This is a genomic window from Nocardioides sp. J9, assembly GCF_007829375.1.
In the GTDB taxonomy this organism is placed as follows: domain Bacteria; phylum Actinomycetota; class Actinomycetes; order Propionibacteriales; family Nocardioidaceae; genus Nocardioides.
Genome location: NZ_VLJQ01000054.1, coordinates 1 through 18,748, shown reverse-complemented (window position 1 = coordinate 18,748; position 18,748 = coordinate 1). Strand labels below are relative to the sequence as shown.

Below are 18,748 nucleotides of genomic sequence, written 5' to 3'. Positions count from 1 at the left end.
CCCAGCCGGCGACCTCGAACCGGCTCAGCAGGGCGATGCCGTAGGCGGCGTCCTCCGGCTGCTCCCGCCCGGTGGCCGCCGTCCAGGTCGCCCCCGGGCTCCCGGCGAGCGCGGCGACGAAGCGGTGGTGCGGCGCCCCCATCGCCTCCGCCGCGACCGCGGTGAGGTCGGCGCGGCCCGACCGCTGCTGGTTGCGGTCCACCTCCTGCAGCGCGAGCACGTCCGGGTCGAGGGACCGGACGGCGTCGGCGAGCACCCGCACGTCCACGGTGTCGTCGTGCAGCGTGCGGCCGTTGAGGATGTTGAACGAGACCAGCCTCATCGCCCCGCCAGTACCCGGGAACGGGCTCGGGAAGCGGGTGCATGGACCTCCGGGGCGGGGGTACCACCCGACCCGAGGTGATGGCGGATGGTGCACGACGACGCCTCGGCCCGCGCAGTGCGTCCTGCCGGTCCGTACGGGCAGGACGCGCTGCGCGAGGCGCTCAAGCTGGTCGCGGTCACGCTGAAGGAGGGCGAGACGCCCTTCGCGCTGGCCGGCAGCTACGGGCTGTGGGCGCGTGGTGGGCCGGAGCCCGACCACGACGTGGACTTCATGGTCGCCGAGGAGGACGCGCCCCGCGCCCGGGACCTGCTGGCCGCGCGGGACCTCGAGGTGGTCCAGCCCCCGGAGGACTGGCTGTTCAAGGTCTTCATCGACGGGGCGATGGTCGACGTGATCTTCCGGGTCGGCGGCGAGCCGATCTCCCGCAGCCGCTTCGACGACGCCGAGGTGATCGAGGTCGAGTCGGTGCAGATGCCGGTGCTCCCGGCGACGGTGCTGATGGCCGACAAGCTCGGCGCGATGGAGGAGCACGCGTGCAACCTGACCCCGGTCATCCCGGTCGCCCGCGCGGTGCGCGAGCAGGTCGACTGGGGCGAGGTCGAGCGGCGTACGGCGGACAACCCGTTCGCCGAGGCGACGCTGGGCCTGCTGCGCCGGCTCGGCGTGGTCGCCACGCCGCCGCCCGGCGGACATGCTTCCCAACCGCCGACGGCTGCGCCAAGGTGAGACAGGGCAGGGCGAGAGACTTTCCACCTCGGGAGAAGGAACGACCATGACCGACACCTCGCAGACGGGAACGACCCCCGAGGCCGACGCCCAGCCGTCGCTCAAGCGGGTCCTGGGCCCGGGGCTCCTGCTGCTCTTCATCGTCGGTGACATCCTCGGTGCCGGGGTCTATGCCGTCACCGGGCGCCTCGCCGGACAGGTCGGCGGCATCGCGTGGCTGCCGTTCCTCGTGGCGTTCGCGATCGCGACGCTGACGGCGTACTCCTACCTCGAGCTGGTCACGAAGTACCCCCAGGCAGCGGGGGCGGCGCTGTACGCCCACAAGGCGTTCGGTGTCCACTTCATCACCTTCCTCGTCGCCTTCACGGTCGTGTGCTCCGGCATCACCAGCGCGTCGACGGCGTCGGGGCTGGTCGCGTCCAACCTGCTGATCGGCTTCGGCAACGACGAGCCGGCCTCGGGCCTCGTGCTCGTCGTCGCCCTGCTGTTCATGGTCGTGCTCGCGGCGATCAACCTGCGCGGTGTCGGCGAGAGCGTGAAGTTCAACGTCGTGCTGACGCTCGTCGAGATGCTCGCGCTGGCGATCGTCATCGGCATCGGCGTCTGGGTGGTCGGTCGCGGCGACGGCGACCTGGAGCGGGTCACGGCCTTCGAGAGCCCCGACGACAAGGGCCTGTTCATGGCGGTGACCATCGCGACCGCCAYCGCCTTCTTCTCGATGGTCGGCTTCGAGGACTCGGTCAACATGGTCGAGGAGACCAAGGACCCGCGGCGGATCTTCCCGAGGATGATGCTCACCGGCCTCGGCATCGCGGTCGTCATCTACATGCTGGTGGCGGTCGCCGTCATCGCGGTGCTGCCCGCCGGTGACATCGCCGAGCCCAGCAGCGAGGCCGGCGTCCTCATCGACGTGGTCAAGATCGGTGCGCCGGACCTGCCGATCGACGACATCTTCCCGTTCCTCACCGTCTTCGCCGTGGCGAACACCGCGCTGATCAACATGCTGATGGCCAGCCGGCTGGTCTACGGCATGGCCCGCCAGGGCGTGCTGCCGCCGGTGCTGGGCAAGGTGCTGCGCGGGCGCCGCTCGCCGTACGTCGCGATCGTCTTCACCACCCTGCTCGCGCTGGGCCTGATCACCTATGTCCGGCTCGCGTCGGAGTCGACCATTGTCGCCTCGCTGGCCGGCACGACCTCGCTGCTCCTGCTCGCGGTGTTCACCATCGTCAACGTCGCCTGCCTGGTGCTACGCCGCGAGGAGCGGCCCGAGGCCTTCCGGGCGCCGACGGTGGTACCGGTGCTGGGCGCGGTGTTCTGCGCCTACCTGCTCGGCCCGTGGGCCCGCCTGGAGGCCGACATGGTGCAGTACAAGATCGCGGCCGGCCTGCTCGCGATCGGCATCGTGCTGTGGGCGGTGACCCGGTTCCTCCACAAGCCCGAGGGCGGCCACTTCGCCGACATCGACCATCTGGGCGCCGACCCGGACGACTGACGCCCGGTCCACGGGTCAGCGCCGGATCGGCGATGGGGCGTCCCGCGCCGTACCCTTGGGGGGTGAGCACCCTTCCGTCCCTCGAGCAGTTGCACGCCATCGGCGCGAAGCAGCAGCCCTCATACGACGACCCCGCGGCCCTCGCGGCCGTCGTCGAGAGGCTGCGCACGCTTCCCCCGCTGGTCTTTGCGGGCGAGTGCGACGAGCTCAAGGCGAAGATCGCGGCCGCCAGCCGGGGCGAGGCCTTCCTCCTCCAGGGCGGGGACTGCGCGGAGACCTTCGCCGACGCGACCGCCGACAACACCCGCAACAAGCTGCGCGTGCTGCTGCAGATGGCCGTCGTGCTGACCTACGCCGCGTCCGTGCCGGTGGTGAAGGTCGGCCGCCTCGCCGGCCAGTACGCCAAGCCGCGCTCGTCCGACACCGAGACCCGCGACGGGGTCACGCTGCCGGCCTACCGCGGCGACGCGGTCAACGGCTTCGACTTCACCCCGGACTCCCGGCGCCCCGACCCGCAGCGCCTGCTCGACGTCTACCACGCGTCCGCGTCGACGCTGAACCTCGTGCGCGCGTTCACGACGGGCGGCTACGCCGACCTGCGCCAGGTGCACACCTGGAACTCCGAGTTCGTGCGCAACAGCCCCGTCGGCCAGCACTACGAGGCGATGGCGGCGGAGATCGACCGCGCGCTGACCTTCATGAAGGCGATCGGCGCCGACCCCGACGAGTTCCACCGGGTCGACTTCTACTCCTCCCACGAGGCGCTCCTGCTCGAGTACGAGCACGCGATGACGCGCATCGACTCGCGCACCGACAAGCCCTACAACGTCTCCGGCCACATGGTCTGGATCGGCGAGCGCACCCGGCAGCTCGACGGCGCGCACGTGGAGTACTTCAGCCACATCAGCAACCCGATCGGGTGCAAGCTCGGCCCGTCCGCGACCGCCGACGACGCCCTCGCCCTCGCGGCGCGGCTGAACCCCACCAACGAGCCCGGCCGGCTCACCTTCATCACCCGCTTCGGCGCGGGCAAGATCCGCGACGGCCTGCCGCCGCTGGTCGAGAAGGTCACCGCCGAGGGCGTCGACGTGGCCTGGGTCTGCGACGCGATGCACGGCAACACCTTCGAGGCGTCCAACGGCTACAAGACGCGCCGCTTCGAGGACGTGCTCGACGAGGTCATCGGCTTCTTCGAGGTCCACCGCTCGCTCGGCACGGTCCCGGCGGGCATCCTCGTCGAGAACACCGGCGACGACGTCACCGAGATCATCGGCGGCGGCGAGGAGCTCGACGAGCAGGGCCTGGCCCACCGCTACGAGTCGGTGGTCGACCCGCGCCTCAACCGCGTCCAGTCGCTCGAGCTCGCCTTCCAGGTCGCCGAGAACCTGCGTCGCAAGTGATCGACCTCCGCTCGGACACGGTCACCCGGCCGACCGCGGCCATGCGTGCCGCCATGGCCGCGGCCGAGGTGGGCGACGACGTCTACGGCGAGGACCCGACCGTCCGTGCGCTCGAGGAGCGGGTCGCCGGCCTGTTCGGCCACGAGGCCGCGCTCTTCACGCCGACCGGGTCGCTGGCGAACGTGCTCGCGGTCGCCGCGCTGGTCGGTCCCGGGCAGGAGGTACTCTGCGAGGCCCGGGCGCACATCGCCCGCGCCGAGCTGGGCGCGCACGGAGCCGTCACCGGGCTCACGATGCGCACGTGGTCGGACCCGCGTGGGCAGATGGACCTCGCCGCGATCGGTGACCTGCTCGCCCCCGACCTCGGCCCGTTCTTCGTGCGCACCACGGCGATCTCGGTCGAGAACACGCACAACTTCGCCGGCGGCACCGTCGTCCCGCTCGACGACCTCGCCGCCGTCCGGCGCTTCGCCGACGACCACGGCGTCGGCGTGCACGTCGACGGGGCCCGGATCTGGAACGCCCACGTCGCGACCGGCACCCCGCTCGCCGACTACGGCCGGCTGGCGGACGTGATGGCGGTCTGCCTCTCCAAGGGCCTCGGCGCCCCGGCCGGCTCGCTGCTGCTCGGCCCGGCCGACGTGGTCGCCGAGGCGCGGGTACGACGCAAGCGGCTCGGCGCCGGGATGCGCCAGGTCGGCATCCTCGCCGCTGCGGGTCTGCACGCCCTGGACCACCACGTCGACCGGCTGGCCGACGACCACGTCCACGCCCGGCTGCTGGCCGAGGCCGTCGGCGTCGACCCGGCGACCGTCGACACCAACATCGTGGCACTCGAGTGCGCCGACGCCCCGGGCCTGGTGGCCCGGGCCCGCGAGGCGGGGGTGCTGGTCGGCGCCGTCGGCGCCCGCACCGTGCGGCTGGTGACCCACCTCGACGTGGACCGCGGCGACGCCGAGTCGGCCGCGCGGGTGCTCGCCTCGCTGCTGGCCTGACGCCGCAGCCGGTCAGGCCGGTGCGCCGAGGAAGCGGACCTCGCTGATCGCGGTGTAGTCGCGCCCGTTGTCACCGCGCCCCGGGGCGGTGACCTGGACGAGGTGGATCCGGATCGTCCGGGTCGCGATGGGCCCGACCTGGGCCATCTGCATGCGGCGGTCGTCGGCGAGCTCCTGGGTGACCCGGGTGCCGTCGTCGAACTCCCACTGCACGGCCCGGACCCGGCGGTTGGCGCGGTACCAGTTGTCGGGGCCGTCGATTTTCGCGTAGCCGTTGATCATGCCGACCTCGGTCAGCACGACCTCCTGGCCGAGGTCGAAGGTCAGCGTCGTGCCCGTCCCGTCACCGGGCATCCGCCACGAGGTGCGGGCCTTGCCGTCCCACATGTTGCGCGGGAGGAAGCGGACCGGCCGGTTCTGCCGGTCGCGGCTCGGCGGCGCGACGCCCGGCACCTCGGCCGAGACGCCCGAGGTGAGGTCGACGACGTCAGCGGGGTCGGGGGCAGGCGCCGGATCCTCGGTGCCGGAGGCGTCCGGCTGGGCCGGCTCGCTGGTGCCGGCGGACGGGTCCGTCGCGCCGACAGTGCGGCGGGCGTCACCCCGGTCGTCGGCGCGGTCGTCGCCGTCGTCACCGCCCAGCAGCAGCCAGCCACCCAGGCCGGCGACCAGCGCGAGCACCACCACGGCCGCGACCCACGGCAGCCAGCCGGGGGTGGAGCGCCGCGGCGCGGGAGCGCCGTGGGCGGGCGCGACGAACGGGGGTGGACCGGCCGGCGGCGGACCGGACGGCGGCGGACCGGACGGGCGCGGTCCCGGAGGGACCGGGCGAGCGGCCACCGTCGGCGCCGTACGGGTCGGCGCGTCGTCGGCGTACAGGGGGTAGCGCGCGGCCGGCGGCACCTGGCTCACCGGCGGCGGGACGACCGGGCCGCGGGGCTCCGGCGCGCGCTCGGTCACCGGCGCCGGGGGAGCACCGGGGGCGGGCGCCGCCTCGGGGTGTCGGCCGGGCACGGGCCTGCCGCAATTCGTGCAGAACCGCCCGACCCCGAGCTCATGCCCGCAGCTGGTGCAGTACGTCGGGGTGGTCATCTCGCGGGTCACCGTACCCCGACCGCGCCGCGGACCGTGGAACGGAACCGCTGTCGGGGTATCAGCCGGCCGCGGCGGCGCGCCGGCAGGCCTCCGCCTCGATGTCCTCCAGGTCGTGCTCGAGCACCTTGCGGCTGCGGTCGTAGCTGAAGCCGCCGAACATCGCCCAGACGGCGCGCGACACCGGCGAGCGGTGGCTCATCTCGACCGTCGTGGTCATCGCCAGCCGGGTGCGCTGGTGGTCCGGCGTCGGGGTCAGGCGGTACGACGTGCGGATGACGTCGTCGCCCACCTCGGCCTCGACCACGGTGCGGACCGGCGCCTGGGCCTCGACGACGTGGAGCTCCTCCGGGCCGCGGTGCCCGAACAGGGTGCGCCGCTCGCGCCAGGTGGTGCCGACGTCGTAGCCGCCGTCGGTGAGCACCTCGCTGTCGTGGACGCTGCGCAGCACCTGGTCGGCGTGGCCGACGTCGGTGATGACCTCCCAGACCCGCTCCGGTGGCGCCGGGATGGTGGTGTGGACGTGGATGACGTGACCGGCCATGGCGACTCCTCAGGGACGACGAACCCCCGTCCTCCATGGTGCGCCGGGTCGGCGCCGAGCGCCAGTGGGGGCGTCCGGCCGGGTGCGGCTAGACGGCGAGGTGGGTGACCTCGGCCTCCACCTTGCGCCGCGGGAGCGCCTCGACGACGAGCATCGCCGTCAGCACCATCAGCCCGCCGACCGCCATCCGTGCGGTGACCTGCTCCCCGCCGAGCAGGACGGCGAAGAACGCGGCGAACACCGGCTCCATGCTCATGATGATCGCGCTGCGGGTGGGCGGCAGGTGCGACTGCGCCCAGGTCTGGGCGAGCATCGCCGCGGCACCGGCGACCAGCGCCATGTAGACCAGGGACACCCAGTCCGCGCCGCGGTCGGGCAGCACCACGCCGCGCTCGCCGGTCACCAGCGCGGCTGCCAGGCAGATCGCCGCGATGACCAGCACCTGCAGGATCGACATGCCCAGCGCGTCCGACGCGGTGGACCAGGCGCCGAGGCCGACGATGTGCGCGGCGTAGAGCAGCGCCGCGACGAGGGTGATCGCCTCGCCGTAGCCGATCGAGAAGCCGTCGAGGGTGAGCACGCCCAGACCCGCGGTCGCCAGCAGGACCGCCGCCCAGGTCAGGCCGTTGATCCGCGTGCGCAGCACCACGGCGGCGAGCACCGGCGTCGCGACGACGTAGAGGCCGGTGATGAAGCCGGACACGCTCGCTGGCGTGTGCGCGAGCCCGGCGGTCTGCAGGATCTGCGCGACGCCGTACAGAGCGCCGAGCACCAGCGCCCTGCGGCGCACCTCGGGGGAGAGGCGGGCGACCGCGCGCGGCGCGACGAGCAGCATCGCGGCGCCGGCGACGAGGAAGCGCACGGCGAGGAAGTCGACCGTGGGCACCCGGTCGAGCAGGTCCTTGATCAGGAAGAACGTCGAGCCCCACGACGCGGTCATGGCGAGCAGCGCCAGGGCGGCGAGCAGGGAGGTACGGCGGGCGCCGCGGTCGGTCACGGTCGCCGCCTCAGACGACGTAGAGGATGATCGTGCTGCCCTTGCGCACGCGGGCGCCCGAGCCGGGCTCGGTGTCCCACGCGACCTGGCCGCTGAGGTAGATCGACGCCCGCTCCTTCTTCACCTTGAAGCCGAGGTCCTCGAGCTTCTCGACCGCGGAGGAGGTGGAGGAGTAGCGCACCGAGGGGACGGTGACCAGCTCGGGCCCCTTGGACACGACCAGCTCGACCTCGTCGCCCCTGTAGAGCGTGCTGCCGGCCTTGGGGGTGTGGCTGATGACGTGGCCCTGCGGCACGTCGTCGCTGTACTCGGTGTCGACGACCTTGACCTGCAGCCCACGCCCCTCGAGCGTCTTCTCCAGCTTCTCGGCGTCGCGACCGGCCCAGCTGCCGACCTTGATCGGCTTGCGTCCCTTGCTGACCACGACGGCGACCGCGGTGTCGACGGGCAGCGCCTTCGCGGCGTCGGTGCCGAAGGCCGGGCGGCTGCGGATGACCCGACCCTTCGGCACGGTCTCGGACCAGCGCTCGACCTGGCGGCCGAGCACCATCCGCACCTCGGCGAGCGACTGCTCGGCGTCCTCGACGGTCAGCCCGGCGAGGTCGGGGACGTCGTAGACCTCCGGGCCGAGCGAGACGGTGAGGGTGACGTCGTCACCGGGCAGGATCCGCGCGCCCGGGCGGGGATCGGTGGAGACGACGTGCCCGGCCGCGACGTTGTCGGAGTGGACCTCCTCGATCGTGGCGCCGAGGCCGGCGTCGTCGAGCTTCGTCTCGGCGGCGGCCTGCTCGAGGCCGACGACGCCGGGCGTCGAGGTGTAGCGCCCCCAGCCGAACCAGTAGCCGGCGGCGCCGAGGCCGGCCAGGACCAGCGCGACGACGAGGGTGAGCACCAGGCCGCGGCGGCTGCGGCGCCGCCCGGCCCCGTGGGCACCGGCGGCGCCGGGGCCGTTGTGGTCGCCATCCGGCCCCGGACGGGCGGCCACCGCGGCGGGGGCCGCCCCCTGGCGCGGGCGGCGCGCGGTGCGCTCCGCCGGGGACGCGGCGGACGCCGGGATGACCGAGGTCCGCTCGCCGTCGGTGTCGCGGGTGGCGGTGCCCGCCCGGGGCGCGGTCGGCGCCGGCAGCAGGCCCGGCGCCTGCGCCAGCAGCGAGCCGACCGGCTCGGGCGTGGTGTCGCCGTCGACCGAGCGCGCCGACGGCAGCAGGTCGGCGACGAGCTCGGGGTCCTCGCGGACCCCGTCGTGCAGGGCCTGGGCGACCCGGTGCACGTGGTGCAGCAGCACCGTGGCGTCGGCCGGGCGCAGGCTCGGGTCGCGGGTGGTCGCCCGGGCGACCAGCGCGTCGACGTACGCCGGCAGGCCGGGCACGACCGAGGACGGCGGCGGCACGTCGTGGTGGACGTGGCGGTAGGCGACGGCGATCGGCGTCTCGCCGGTGTGTGGCTTGGTGCCGGTCAGCAGCTCGAAGAGGATCACGCCGGCGGCGTAGACGTCGGCGCGGGCGTCGGCACGCTGCTCGACGACCAGCTCGGGCGCGAGGTAGGAGACGGTGCCGATCAGCACGCCGTTGGTCGCGGTGTGCTGGGTCTCCGCGCTGACCGCCTTGGCCAGGCCGAAGTCGGCGACCTTGATCCGCCCGTCGTCGGCGATCAGCACGTTCTCCGGCTTCACGTCGCGGTGGATCAGCCCGGCGCGGTGGGCCGAGCCGAGCGCGGAGAGCACGGGGTCGAGGATGGCCAGCGCCCGCTCGGGCGACATTGGCGCTTCCTTGGTGATCGTGTCGCGCAGGGTGTGGCCGGGGACGTACTCCATGACCAGGTAGGTCGTGCCGTCGCCGGCCTCGTCGCGGCCCTGGTCGTAGACCGCCACGACGTTCGGGTGGGACAGCCCGGCGGCCGCCTTGGCCTCCCGCACGAAGCGGCGGGCGAAGGAATCCTCCTGCGTCGTGGCGTCCCCGAGGCCGGGGTGCATGACCTTCACCGCGACGGTGCGGTCCAGGCGGGTGTCGACGGCCTCGTAGACGCTGGCCATGCCGCCGCGGGCGATGCGCGGCCCGACCCGGTAGCGGCCGTCGAGCAGGCGGCCGCTCAGGTGGTCCTCGGTCCGGGAGGTGCCCGCGGGGTCGCCACGCCGCGCGGCCGCCTCGCCGCGGGCACGCTCGTCCTTGTGCACAGCGACCCTCCTGTGCGGTTCCTCTGGACCGGCCGGGGAAGTGGACCGGAACGGCCATGGTACGGCGCCGGGCCACGCTCGCCGGGCGGCCACGCCGGTGTGATCCTCGACCGCCCGGTGGGGGAAGATGGGTGCATGAGCGACGCACCGCTGGCCGAGCAGGACCTGTCCGTCCTCGTCGAGGAGTGGCTGACCTGGGACGAGGCGGCCGCGCAGATCGGCGTGACGCCCGCCAAGGTGCGCACCATGGTGCGCGACCACCAGCTGGCGGCCGCCGTCCCCGCGAAGGGCCGGCCGCAGGGCATCCCGGCGCTCTTCATCGTCGACGGCGAGCCGGTCAAGGGCCTGCCGGGCCTGCTGACCGTGCTGCACGACAACGGCTTCGACGACCGCGAGTGCATCGCGTGGATCTTCCTCGACGCCGACCTCCCGGGCCGCCCGATCGACGCCCTGCGCGAGAACCGCGGCGCCGAGGTGAAGCGGCGCGCCCAGGCGCTCGCCTTCTGAGGCCGAACCCGGTGCCGCGCCCCGGGAGGCGGACCAGCCAGGTCCTCTCGACCCTCGTCACCCTCCTGCTGCTCGCGGGGCTGTGGTGGCTGCAGTCCCAGGGCGACGACGAGGACGGCGGCACCGCCCGCGAGGACTCCAGCGCGGTCGCCACGCCGACGGACGGTGCCCGGTCCCCGACCTCGTCCGTCGACGAGCACGGGCTGCCGTACGTCGACCTCGCCGACCTGCCCCGCGAGGCCGCCGAGACCGTCGACCTGATCGACGCCGGCGGGCCGTTCCCGTACCCGCGGAACGACGACCAGTCCTTCGGCAACTTCGAGGGACTGCTCCCGGACCGGCCTCGCGGCTACTACCGGGAGTACACCGTCGAGACGCCCGGGCTCAGCCACCGCGGCGCGCGGCGCATCGTCGCCGGCGACGGGGGAGAGCTCTACTGGACCGAGGACCACTACCAGTCCTTCGAGCGGATCCGGAGGTGACCCCGTGAGCGGTCTCGCTGCCGTCCTCGCCGGCCGGCACGCCCCGGGCGTGCACCGCTGGGACTCCGCGCTCGACGTGGTCGATGTCGAGCACGCGGTGGAGCACGCCGGCTGGGCGTTCGGGTACGTCGACGGCGCGGGCCTCGAGGAGCTGCCGGCCGTGCTGGACGCGATCGGCAGGGCGCTGGTGCTGCCGGAGCACTACGGCCGCAACCTGGACGCCCTCAACGACTGCCTGCGCGACCTCGGCACGCCGACGGTGCTGCTGTGGGACGCCTGGGGCGGCTTCGCGCACGCCGACCCGCGGCGTTTCGCCGTGCTCGTCGAGGTGCTCGGCAGCCGGGCCGACGACGACCCGGCCGTCGAGGTGCTGCTGCGCGGGCCGGGACCCGCGGACGTCGTACCGCTGCTGGACTAGTGGCCGACTGACCGCTGGCCGCTGGCCGGTGGCCGACTAGCGGGTGCGGCGGGTGGCCGCGGTGGCGAGCTGCTCGAGCACCTCGCAGGCCCCGGCGTCCCAGCCCTCCTCGGCCTGGCCGGTGCGCAGCGCGCCGACCGCCGTGGTGGCGAGGTCGGCGATCATCGTCTCGACCTGCTCGCGGGCGCCGCTGGTGTCGATGATCCGGCGCAGCTCCGCGACGGCGTCCTCGTCGAGCGCGGTGCCGAGCGCGGCGTCGAGCCGGGCGGCGTCGTCGGCACCGGCGCCCTGCAGCGCGAGCGCGACCAGCACGGTGCGCTTGCCCTCGACCAGGTCGTCCCCGGCCGGCTTGCCGGTGGTGGCCGGGTCACCGAAGACGCCGAGCAGGTCGTCGCGCAGCTGGAACGCCTCACCGAGCGGCAGGCCGAAGGCGGTGAGCCGCTCCAGCGTCGCCGGCCCGGCGCCGGCCAGGGCGGCGCCGACGTGCAGCGGCCGCTCGATGGAGTACTTCGCCGACTTGTAGCGCAGCACGGTCGTGGCCTGCTCGACGGTCGCGCGCCCGCGCGCCTGCACCGACACGTCGAGGAACTGGCCCGCGATCACCTCGGAGCGGCACAGGTCGAAGACCTCGAGCGCGGGGCCGACCCGGTCCCAGCCCAGCCCGCAGCGCCGGACCAGCTCGTCGGCCCACGAGAGCAGCAGGTCGCCGAGCAGGATGGCCGCCGCGGCGCCGTACTGCACCGGGTCGCCGCGCCAGCCGTCGGCGCGGTGCTCGGCCTCGAACCCACGGTGGGTCGCCGCGCGGCCGCGGCGGGTGTCGGAGGCGTCCATCAGGTCGTCGTGGACCAGCGCGCTCGCGTGCAGCAGCTCCAGGGCCGCCGCGGCGCGCAGCACGGCGCTCGCGTCGTCACCGTCGGGCACGCCTGCGACGGCGGCGTAGCCCCACTGGCAGAAGGCGGCGCGGAAGCGCTTGCCGCCCGACACGGTCGCCCGGGCCTCGGTCAGCAGTCGCGACGCGTCGGCGCCCAGCGGTGCCAGCCGGTCGGCCTGCTCGGCCAGGAAGGCGTCGAGCGTGGCCTGGACGCCCGCCCGGAAGGAGGTCGGGTCCCACCGCTGGTCGGTCACCCGGCCAGCCTAGTGACGGTATCCACCTGCGAGATGATGGGGTGGCGACAACCTGTTCCACCTACACTGCGGCCCATGACGACAGGTGCAGGGCGTTCGCTCGGCGAGCTGATCCGCGAGGGCGGTCGCTCGTTCTCCTTCGAGTTCTTCCCGCCGAAGGACGAGGCCGGCGAGGTCCAGCTCTGGGACGCGATCCGCGCGCTCGAGCCGTACCGCCCGACCTTCGTCTCGGTGACCTATGGCGCCGGCGGCAGCACGCGGGACAAGACCGTCGCGATCACCGGCCGCATCGCCCGGGAGACCTCGCTGATCCCGATGGCGCACCTGACCTGCGTCGGCCACACCCGCGGCGAGCTCGAGGCGATCCTCGACGCCTACGGCCGCGAGGGCGTCAACCACGTGATGGCGCTGCGCGGCGACCCGCAGGAGGGACCGCGCGCCGAGTGGACCCCGACCGACGGCGGCCTCAACTACGCGATCGAGCTCGTTGAGCTCGCCCGCTCGCGCGGCGACTTCCGGGTCGGTGTCGCCGCGTTCCCGGAGGGCCACCCGTCCGCGGAGTCGCTCGACGCCGACGCCGACGTGCTCGTCGCCAAGGCGCGGGCCGGTGCGGAGTTCGCGGTCACCCAGATGTTCTTCCGCGCCGAGGACTACTTCGGCCTCGTCGACCGGGTGCGCGCCCGCGGCGTGGACATCCCGATCCTGCCGGGCATCATGCCGATCCTGAACCTCAGCGCGATCCGCCGCCAGGGCGAGCTGATCGGCACGAGCGTGCCGCAGCCGGTCGTCGACCGGATCAGCGCCTACGACGGCGACCCCGCGGCCGTGCGGGCCGAGGGCATCCGGCTCGCCGCCGAGCTGTGCGACGAGCTGCTCGTCGGCGGCGCGCCGGGGCTGCACTTCTACACGCTCAACCGGTCCAAGGCGACGCTCGAGATCTTCGAGGCGCTGCAGATCACCGTCTGACCGCCTCACCGCGCCGCACCGTGGTCCGGCCGGGGGCTCCCGCTCAGGCGGGGCCGACCAGCCCGGCGACCAGCGCGGCCGACTGCGTCACGAACGGGACCCCCGCCCCCGGCGCACCGTGCGCACCGGCGAGGTAGACCCCGGCCACCGGCGTGGTCGGCCCGAGCCGGCTGCGGACGGTGCCCCGGCCCTGCCACAGCACGCCCAGCGGCGAGCCGTTCCAGTGCTGGACGAGGTCGCGAGGCGTGAGGTCGACGCGGGTGACGACGTGGTCGCGCACGTCGAGCCCGTGCCGGGCCAGCGCCACGGTCATGTCCTCGGCGATCTTGCCGCGCCCGTGCAGGGTCCACGCCGTGCCGCCCTCCGGCGCGGAGACACCGGGGCGCACCGAGATCATCGGCTCGGCGTTGAACACGACCTCGTGCTCCAACGGCGGGACGTCGCCGGTCAGGCCGAGGTGCGTGACGACGGGCGGGAGGGCCGGCATCGTCTTCTGCACGTGGCCCGCGAGCGCGGGCAGCCGGCGCGGGTCGACGGCGACCACGACGACGTCGGCGTCCGCATCGCCCTCGCTGGTGCGCACCGCGACGGCGCGGCCCCCGCGCACGACCACGTCGGCCACCTCGGTGCCGGTGCGCACGGTGACCCCACGGGTCGCCAGGCGCGCCTCCAGGAGGTCGGCGAGCCGGCACATGCCGCCGGGCACGCGCCACCCGCCGAAGGTCTGCTCCAGGTAGGAGCCGACGCCGACCCACGACGGCACGTTGCGCAGGTCGTGGCCCTCGGCGCGGGGGAGGTGGCCGGCCACGAGGGCCAGCCGCTCGTCGCGGAAGTCGTGGCGCAGCCGCTTGTGCAGCGTCTCGCGGATGGCGAAGAGGTCGTCGAGCTCCCTGGGCAGGCTGCGACGGTCCGCAGGCTCTGCCGGTGCCTCCACGTAGTGACGGCGCAGGACGTCCCACACCGCCCCGTAGAGGTCGACGTGGCGCGCCCACACCTCGCCCAGGCCTGCGCCGAGCTCGTCGAACGCCGCGATCTGGTCGGCCCGCGAGCCGCCCGGCAGCCGGACCGACGTGCGGTCCTCGAAGCGGTGCTCGCGCAGCACGGCGACCGGCTCGAGCTCCCCGGCCAGCTCCTTCTCCAGGGGCCGGCCGGTCTTGCGGAACAGGTCGCGCAGCGCCGCCGGGACCAGGGTCGTCGCCGGCCCGCCCTCCCAGCGGTAGCCGTCCTGCTCGACCGGCGCGAGGGCACCGCCCAGCCGCGGGCCCGCCTCGAGCAGCGCGACCTGGTGGCCCTGCTTGGCCAGCCGGGCCGCGGTGGCCATGCCGCCGAGGCCTCCGCCGACGACGACGACCCGCGCCACTACTCCACCTCGACGGGGGTCGCGCCGGTCATGGCCAGCAGCTCGTCGTACGACGTGGAGAAGACGGCAGCCGGGTGACCCGCGGCGGCCCACACGACGTCGTACCGCTGCAACCAGGTGTCGAGGTAGGTCGGGACCGGTGCCGGGTGCGCGATCGGCGAGACGCCACCGATCACCTGGCCAGTGTGCTCCTTCACGAAGTCCGGCGAGGCGCGGCGCAGCTTGCCGCGCCCGATCCGCTCGGCGGTGAGCTTCGTGTCCACGCGGTGGTCTCCCGAGGTGAGGATCAGCACGGGGGATCCGTCGGCCTCGAAGAGCAGGCTGTTCGCGATCGCGCCGACCTCGCAGCCGAGTGCCTCGGCGGCCAGTGCGGCGGTGTGGACGGAGTCGGGCAGAATGACGATCTCGCCCCGTCCGCCGCGGCGCTGGTGCTCCGCGCGGAACCGGGCGATCGAAGGATGCTCGGCCGACATGGGGCAGACCCTATCGAGGCCGGGACGGGCTGATGCAGGAGGAACGGATGACCAAGCGACCACCGGCCGTCGACGCGGCGTGCTGGCTGCTGTGGCTCCTCGTGGCCGCTGGCCTCGCCGTGTGCGTGATGGTCCTGGTCAAGCGCGACGATCTCGGGGCCGTGTGGTCCCCGATGCAGGTCGGCGACAGCACCGTCCAGCCCGTCGAGTTCGTGCCCGTGATCCTCGTGCTCTACGGCACGACCGCCGTCATGGCCGCGACCCTCATCGCGCTCTACCGCGGTGGCCACAACTGGGCGCGCCACTTCCTGGCGATCATCGTCTTCGGCGTCTTCCTCGTCACCGTCGCCACCGTGCGCACCGAGCCGCCGGCCCTGGTCGAGTGGGCCGCGATCGCGGGCGCCGTGATCTGCTCGGTCACCCTCGTCTTCCTCTGGCACCCCCAGAGCTGGCACTACATGCGCCTGCACAGCGAGTACGCCGAGGAGGCGGTCGAGCCGCCGGAGGCCTCCCTGCGGACGAGCCGGTCGTCACGTTCGTCCGACGCGGCACAGGAGGCCGGCGCGGCCTCCTGAGCGGCACGCCCGGGCGCGACCCTTGACGTTGCGTCGGAGCGCGGGTGTACCTTCGAGGTGTTCGAACACGTGTTCGAACGGCACTCGAAGGAGAACACCGTGGCACCGTCCTTCCCGCTCGGTCCCGACACGCTGCCGGCGACCACGCACAACTACCTGCTCCGCTCGGCCGAGTCGCTCAGCGAGGCCGTCGCCGCGGTCGACGTGGCGACCCGCTACGCCTGCGCCCACGTCGCCGCCCTCCGCGCCGCCGCCGCGCTCCTGTCCGCGCGGGCCCGGCCGACCGCGACCCGCCGCCGCGCGCAGAAGAACGCCTGGGTGCTGCTCGCCGAGGTCGCGCCCGAGATGGGGGAGTGGGCGACCTTCTTCGCCGCCGGCGCAGCCAAGCGCGCCGCGGCCGAGGCCGGCTCCTCCCGTGCGGTCACCGGCCGCGAGGCCGACGACCTGGTCCGCGACGCCGACCGCTTCCTCGCCCTCGTCGAGCAGTCCCTGGGCCTCACTCCGCACGTGCCGGTCGGCGTGCGGGTGGTCGACCGGGCCGCGGGGTGAGTGACCGCTAGTGTTCGGGGCATGGCCACTCGCGAGCAGCGCGGTTCGGTGCGGACCGCCGTCGTCTGGGACGCCCTCGAGGCGGCCCTGGCCGGCGGCCCCCGGGACGTGGTGGACCTCGGCGGCGGGMCCGGCGGGTTCGCCGTCCGGCTGGCCGAGTCGGGCCACCGCGTGCGGGTGGTCGACCCGAGCCCGGACGCCCTCGCGGCGCTCGCCCGTCGGGCCAAGGAGGCCGACCTCGACGTCGTCGGCCTGCAGGGCGACGTCACCGACCTCGTCGACGTGGTCGGCGCCGGGTCCGCCGACGTCGTGCTCTGCCACGGTGTCCTCGAGGTGGTCGACCCGGCCCTCGCGCTCGCCCGGATCGGCGAGGTGCTGCGCCCCCAGGGCCTGCTCAGCCTCGTCGTCGGCCAGCGCCACGCGGCCGTGCTCGCCCGCGCGATGGCCGGGCACTTCCAGCAGGCGCTCGGCCTGCTCGACGACCAGTCGGCGGTCGACGGCCGCACGGGGCGCCGGTTCACGGCCGGCGAGCTCGAGGCCCTGCTCGCCCCGGCCGGCTTCGTCCCCACCGCGATCCACGGCGTCCGGGTCTTCGCCGACCTGGTGCCCGCCGCCCTCGTCGACATCGAGCCCGGCGCCGCCGCGGCCCTCGTCGAGCTCGAGCGCGCCGTCGCGGACCGCGCCGAGTACCTCCCGCTCGCGACCCAGCTGCACCTCCTGGCGACCCGCGGCTGAGCCCGCGCCCCGGCGGGGTGCGGAGCCATGACCGGGTCGTGGGACCCGGCACCCCCGCCGACGTGCCCGATCCTGCACGTCGACATGGACGCGTTCTACGCGTCGGTGATGATCCGCGACCGCCCCGAGCTGCACGACGTGCCCGTCGTCGTCGGCGGCGGGCACCGGGGCGTGGTGCTCTCGGCGAACTACCCCGCCCGCCGGTTCGGCATCCGCTCCGGCATGTCCGGCACCGAGGCCCACCGCCTGTGCCCGCACGCGGTCACCATGCCGCCCGACTTCGCGGTGCTCACCCCGGTGTCGAAGGCGATCATGGAGACCTTCCGCACCGTCACGCCCGTCGTCGAGGTGACCTCCCTCGACGAGGCCTTCCTCGACGTCCGCGGCGCCGGTCGCCTCTTCGGCACCCCCGAGGCCGTCGCCGAGCGGCTGCGCTCCCGCATCCGCGCCGAGCACGGCATCACCTGCTCGGTCGGCATCGCCGCGACCGTCTCCGTCGCCAAGCTCGGCAGCCGCCTCGCCAAGCCCGACGGCGTGCGGACCATCGCGCCCGAGCGTTTCGCCGCCGAGGTGCACCCCCTCGACGTCGGTGTCCTCCACGGCGTCGGCGAGGCCACCCGCCAGCGTCTGCACCGGCTCGGCCTGGTGACCGTCGGCGACGTCGCCGCGCTCCCCGTCGACCAGCTGCGCCGGATGCTCGGCGGCCACCTCGGCAGCCACCTGCACGCCCTCGCCCACGGCACCGACCGCTCCGAGCTGCGTCCCGGCGGCACCGGCGCCTTCGGCTTCGGCGAGGGCGAACCCGAGGGGAGCATGGGCTCCCAGCACACCCTCGCCGTCGACATCAGCGACCGCGCTCGCCTGCGCCGCGAGCTGCTCCGCCTCGCCTCCCGCGTCACCGCCCGGGTCCGCGCCGCCGGCCGGGTCGGCAGCACCGTCGCCCTCACCGTCCGGTTCAGCGACTTCAGCACCCTGCACCGCTCCCGCACCCTCCGCGAGCCCACCGACGTCACCCAGGAGGTCTACGACACCGCCGTCACCCTGCTCGACACCGTCCTCGACGCCCTGGCCCCGCGCCGCCCCGCCGTCCGCCTCCTCGGCGTCCGTGTGGAGGGCCTGCGCCGGCTCCGTGACGGCGACAGCCGCCAGCTCGCCCTCGACGAGCGCGACCCCGGGTGGCCGGACGCCGACCGGGCCGTCGACCGGGCCGCCGACCGCTTCGGCTCCGCCGCCGTCCGCAGGGCCAGCCTGCTCACCACCGCCGACTCCGCCCCACGCCCTCCGGGATGGCCCGTTCAGGCCATCCGCTGAGGTCCGCCCGGACCGTCTGGCAACGGATTTTCGGGGTAGCCCTACCCCGGCAGGAGTTGCCTGCCTACACTTGGAGGACAGTCAGCGACGACGTGTCGGAGGAACCGGTGCCACTCTCAGAAGAGGAGCTTCGCCTGCTCGAGCAGATGGAGCGGGCGCTCAGCGAGGAGGACCCGAAGTTCGCCTCGACGCTGCGCGGAACCACGCAGCGCCTTGCGGCACGCCGCCGCGCCATCCTCGCCGGCATCGCCTTCGCCGCCGGCATCGCCGTGATGATGGGCGGCGCGGTCAGCGGCTACTGGCCCGTCGGCGTCGCCGGCTTCGTCGTGATGCTCGGCTCCGCCACCGTCCTGCTCTCCGCCCTCCGCGGCCAGCGCACCGGCGGCACCCCCGACCCCCACGTCGCCGCCCACCCCTCGGGCTTCGGCGTCGTCGACGGCGGTCGCGCCGGTCGCTCCCGCGGCGGCCGCTCCTCCTCCGGTTTCATGGACACCCTCCAGGCCCGC

21 protein-coding genes are annotated in these 18,748 nt (G+C 74.3%); 13 read left to right on the top strand and 8 right to left on the bottom strand.

Features of this window, described 5'->3' with window-relative positions:
* A partial coding sequence (locus L615_RS24065; RefSeq protein ID WP_261376568.1) for an endonuclease/exonuclease/phosphatase family protein occupies positions 1 to 322 on the bottom strand: 322 nt, incomplete at its 3' end.
* An 87-nt stretch (positions 323 to 409) separates the two neighbouring features.
* Between L615_RS24065 and L615_RS05320 the strand changes: the two genes are divergently transcribed.
* The 4 genes from L615_RS05320 to L615_RS05305 all read left to right on the top strand — a co-directional run bounded on the left by L615_RS05320 (position 410) and on the right by L615_RS05305 (position 4,938).
* Complete coding sequence (locus tag L615_RS05320) at positions 410 to 1,051, top strand: nucleotidyltransferase family protein (protein WP_261376567.1); 642 nt, start codon at positions 410 to 412, stop codon at positions 1,049 to 1,051.
* Positions 1,052 to 1,097: 46 nt separating this feature from the next.
* Positions 1,098 to 2,543: an APC family permease gene (locus L615_RS05315; protein ID WP_145724357.1), complete on the top strand. Its 1,446-nt coding sequence runs from the start codon at positions 1,098 to 1,100 to the stop codon at positions 2,541 to 2,543.
* Between the two features lie 62 nt (positions 2,544 to 2,605).
* Entirely contained in the window at positions 2,606 to 3,943 is a 1,338-nt protein-coding gene (locus tag L615_RS05310) for a class II 3-deoxy-7-phosphoheptulonate synthase (protein ID WP_028656667.1), read from the top strand.
* Positions 3,940 to 4,938, top strand: coding sequence for a low specificity L-threonine aldolase (locus L615_RS05305; protein ID WP_145724356.1), 999 nt, complete (start codon positions 3,940 to 3,942; stop codon positions 4,936 to 4,938). Before L615_RS05310 ends, L615_RS05305 begins: the two co-directional genes overlap by 4 nt.
* Before the next feature lie 12 nt (positions 4,939 to 4,950).
* Here the strand turns inward: L615_RS05305 and L615_RS05300 are convergent, their stop codons facing one another.
* The 4 genes from L615_RS05300 to L615_RS05285 form a co-directional block, all read right to left on the bottom strand.
* On the bottom strand, positions 4,951 to 5,895 hold the full coding sequence (locus L615_RS05300; protein ID WP_145724355.1) for an NADase-type glycan-binding domain-containing protein: 945 nt from the start codon (positions 5,893 to 5,895) through the stop codon (positions 4,951 to 4,953).
* Between the two features lie 193 nt (positions 5,896 to 6,088).
* Positions 6,089 to 6,571, bottom strand: a complete 483-nt coding sequence (locus tag L615_RS05295) for an SRPBCC family protein (protein ID WP_145724354.1) — start codon at positions 6,569 to 6,571, stop codon at positions 6,089 to 6,091.
* Between the two features lie 88 nt (positions 6,572 to 6,659).
* A complete protein-coding gene (locus L615_RS05290; RefSeq protein WP_261376566.1) occupies positions 6,660 to 7,568 on the bottom strand; it encodes a DMT family transporter in 909 nt (302 codons plus the stop codon).
* Between the two features lie 10 nt (positions 7,569 to 7,578).
* Entirely contained in the window at positions 7,579 to 9,741 is a 2,163-nt protein-coding gene (locus L615_RS05285; RefSeq protein WP_145724353.1) for a Stk1 family PASTA domain-containing Ser/Thr kinase, read from the bottom strand.
* A gap of 135 nt (positions 9,742 to 9,876) precedes the next feature.
* On the opposite strand from L615_RS05285, the gene L615_RS05280 reads away from it, so the two are divergent.
* Genes L615_RS05280 through L615_RS05270 form a run of 3 tightly spaced genes read left to right on the top strand, consistent with a single transcriptional unit; the run spans position 9,877 to position 11,148 of the window.
* On the top strand, positions 9,877 to 10,248 hold the full coding sequence (locus L615_RS05280) for an Rv2175c family DNA-binding protein (protein ID WP_028656662.1): 372 nt from the start codon (positions 9,877 to 9,879) through the stop codon (positions 10,246 to 10,248).
* Positions 10,249 to 10,259: 11 nt separating this feature from the next.
* Positions 10,260 to 10,730, top strand: a complete 471-nt coding sequence (locus tag L615_RS05275; RefSeq protein ID WP_261376565.1) for a ribonuclease domain-containing protein — start codon at positions 10,260 to 10,262, stop codon at positions 10,728 to 10,730.
* A gap of 4 nt (positions 10,731 to 10,734) precedes the next feature.
* A complete protein-coding gene (locus L615_RS05270) occupies positions 10,735 to 11,148 on the top strand; it encodes a barstar family protein (protein WP_051486045.1) in 414 nt (137 codons plus the stop codon).
* 36 nt (positions 11,149 to 11,184) lie between these two features.
* Here the strand turns inward: L615_RS05270 and L615_RS05265 are convergent, their stop codons facing one another.
* Positions 11,185 to 12,273, bottom strand: a complete 1,089-nt coding sequence (locus L615_RS05265; RefSeq protein ID WP_028656660.1) for a polyprenyl synthetase family protein — start codon at positions 12,271 to 12,273, stop codon at positions 11,185 to 11,187.
* A 75-nt stretch (positions 12,274 to 12,348) separates the two neighbouring features.
* On the opposite strand from L615_RS05265, the gene metF reads away from it, so the two are divergent.
* Positions 12,349 to 13,239, top strand: coding sequence for a methylenetetrahydrofolate reductase [NAD(P)H] (gene metF / locus L615_RS05260; RefSeq protein WP_028656659.1), 891 nt, complete (start codon positions 12,349 to 12,351; stop codon positions 13,237 to 13,239).
* A 43-nt stretch (positions 13,240 to 13,282) separates the two neighbouring features.
* Here the strand turns inward: metF and L615_RS05255 are convergent, their stop codons facing one another.
* On the bottom strand, positions 13,283 to 14,599 hold the full coding sequence (locus tag L615_RS05255) for an NAD(P)/FAD-dependent oxidoreductase (protein ID WP_145724352.1): 1,317 nt from the start codon (positions 14,597 to 14,599) through the stop codon (positions 13,283 to 13,285).
* Positions 14,599 to 15,072, bottom strand: a complete 474-nt coding sequence (locus L615_RS05250) for a YbaK/EbsC family protein (RefSeq protein WP_028656657.1) — start codon at positions 15,070 to 15,072, stop codon at positions 14,599 to 14,601. Before L615_RS05250 ends, L615_RS05255 begins: the two co-directional genes overlap by 1 nt.
* 47 nt (positions 15,073 to 15,119) lie before the next feature.
* Here L615_RS05250 and L615_RS05245 point away from each other — a divergent pair, with 47 nt between their 5' ends.
* From L615_RS05245 to L615_RS05225, 5 genes are all read left to right on the top strand, one after another.
* Complete coding sequence (locus tag L615_RS05245) at positions 15,120 to 15,647, top strand: hypothetical protein (RefSeq protein WP_028656656.1); 528 nt, start codon at positions 15,120 to 15,122, stop codon at positions 15,645 to 15,647.
* Positions 15,648 to 15,746: 99 nt separating this feature from the next.
* On the top strand, positions 15,747 to 16,196 hold the full coding sequence (locus tag L615_RS05240; RefSeq protein ID WP_145724351.1) for an SAV_6107 family HEPN domain-containing protein: 450 nt from the start codon (positions 15,747 to 15,749) through the stop codon (positions 16,194 to 16,196).
* 21 nt (positions 16,197 to 16,217) lie between these two features.
* A complete protein-coding gene (locus L615_RS05235) occupies positions 16,218 to 16,931 on the top strand; it encodes a methyltransferase domain-containing protein (protein ID WP_145724350.1) in 714 nt (237 codons plus the stop codon).
* 27 nt (positions 16,932 to 16,958) lie between these two features.
* A complete protein-coding gene (gene dinB / locus L615_RS05230; RefSeq protein ID WP_145724349.1) occupies positions 16,959 to 18,242 on the top strand; it encodes a DNA polymerase IV in 1,284 nt (427 codons plus the stop codon).
* 107 nt (positions 18,243 to 18,349) lie between these two features.
* The coding region (locus tag L615_RS05225) for a DUF3040 domain-containing protein (RefSeq protein WP_145724348.1) at positions 18,350 to 18,748 on the top strand (399 nt) is incomplete at its 3' end.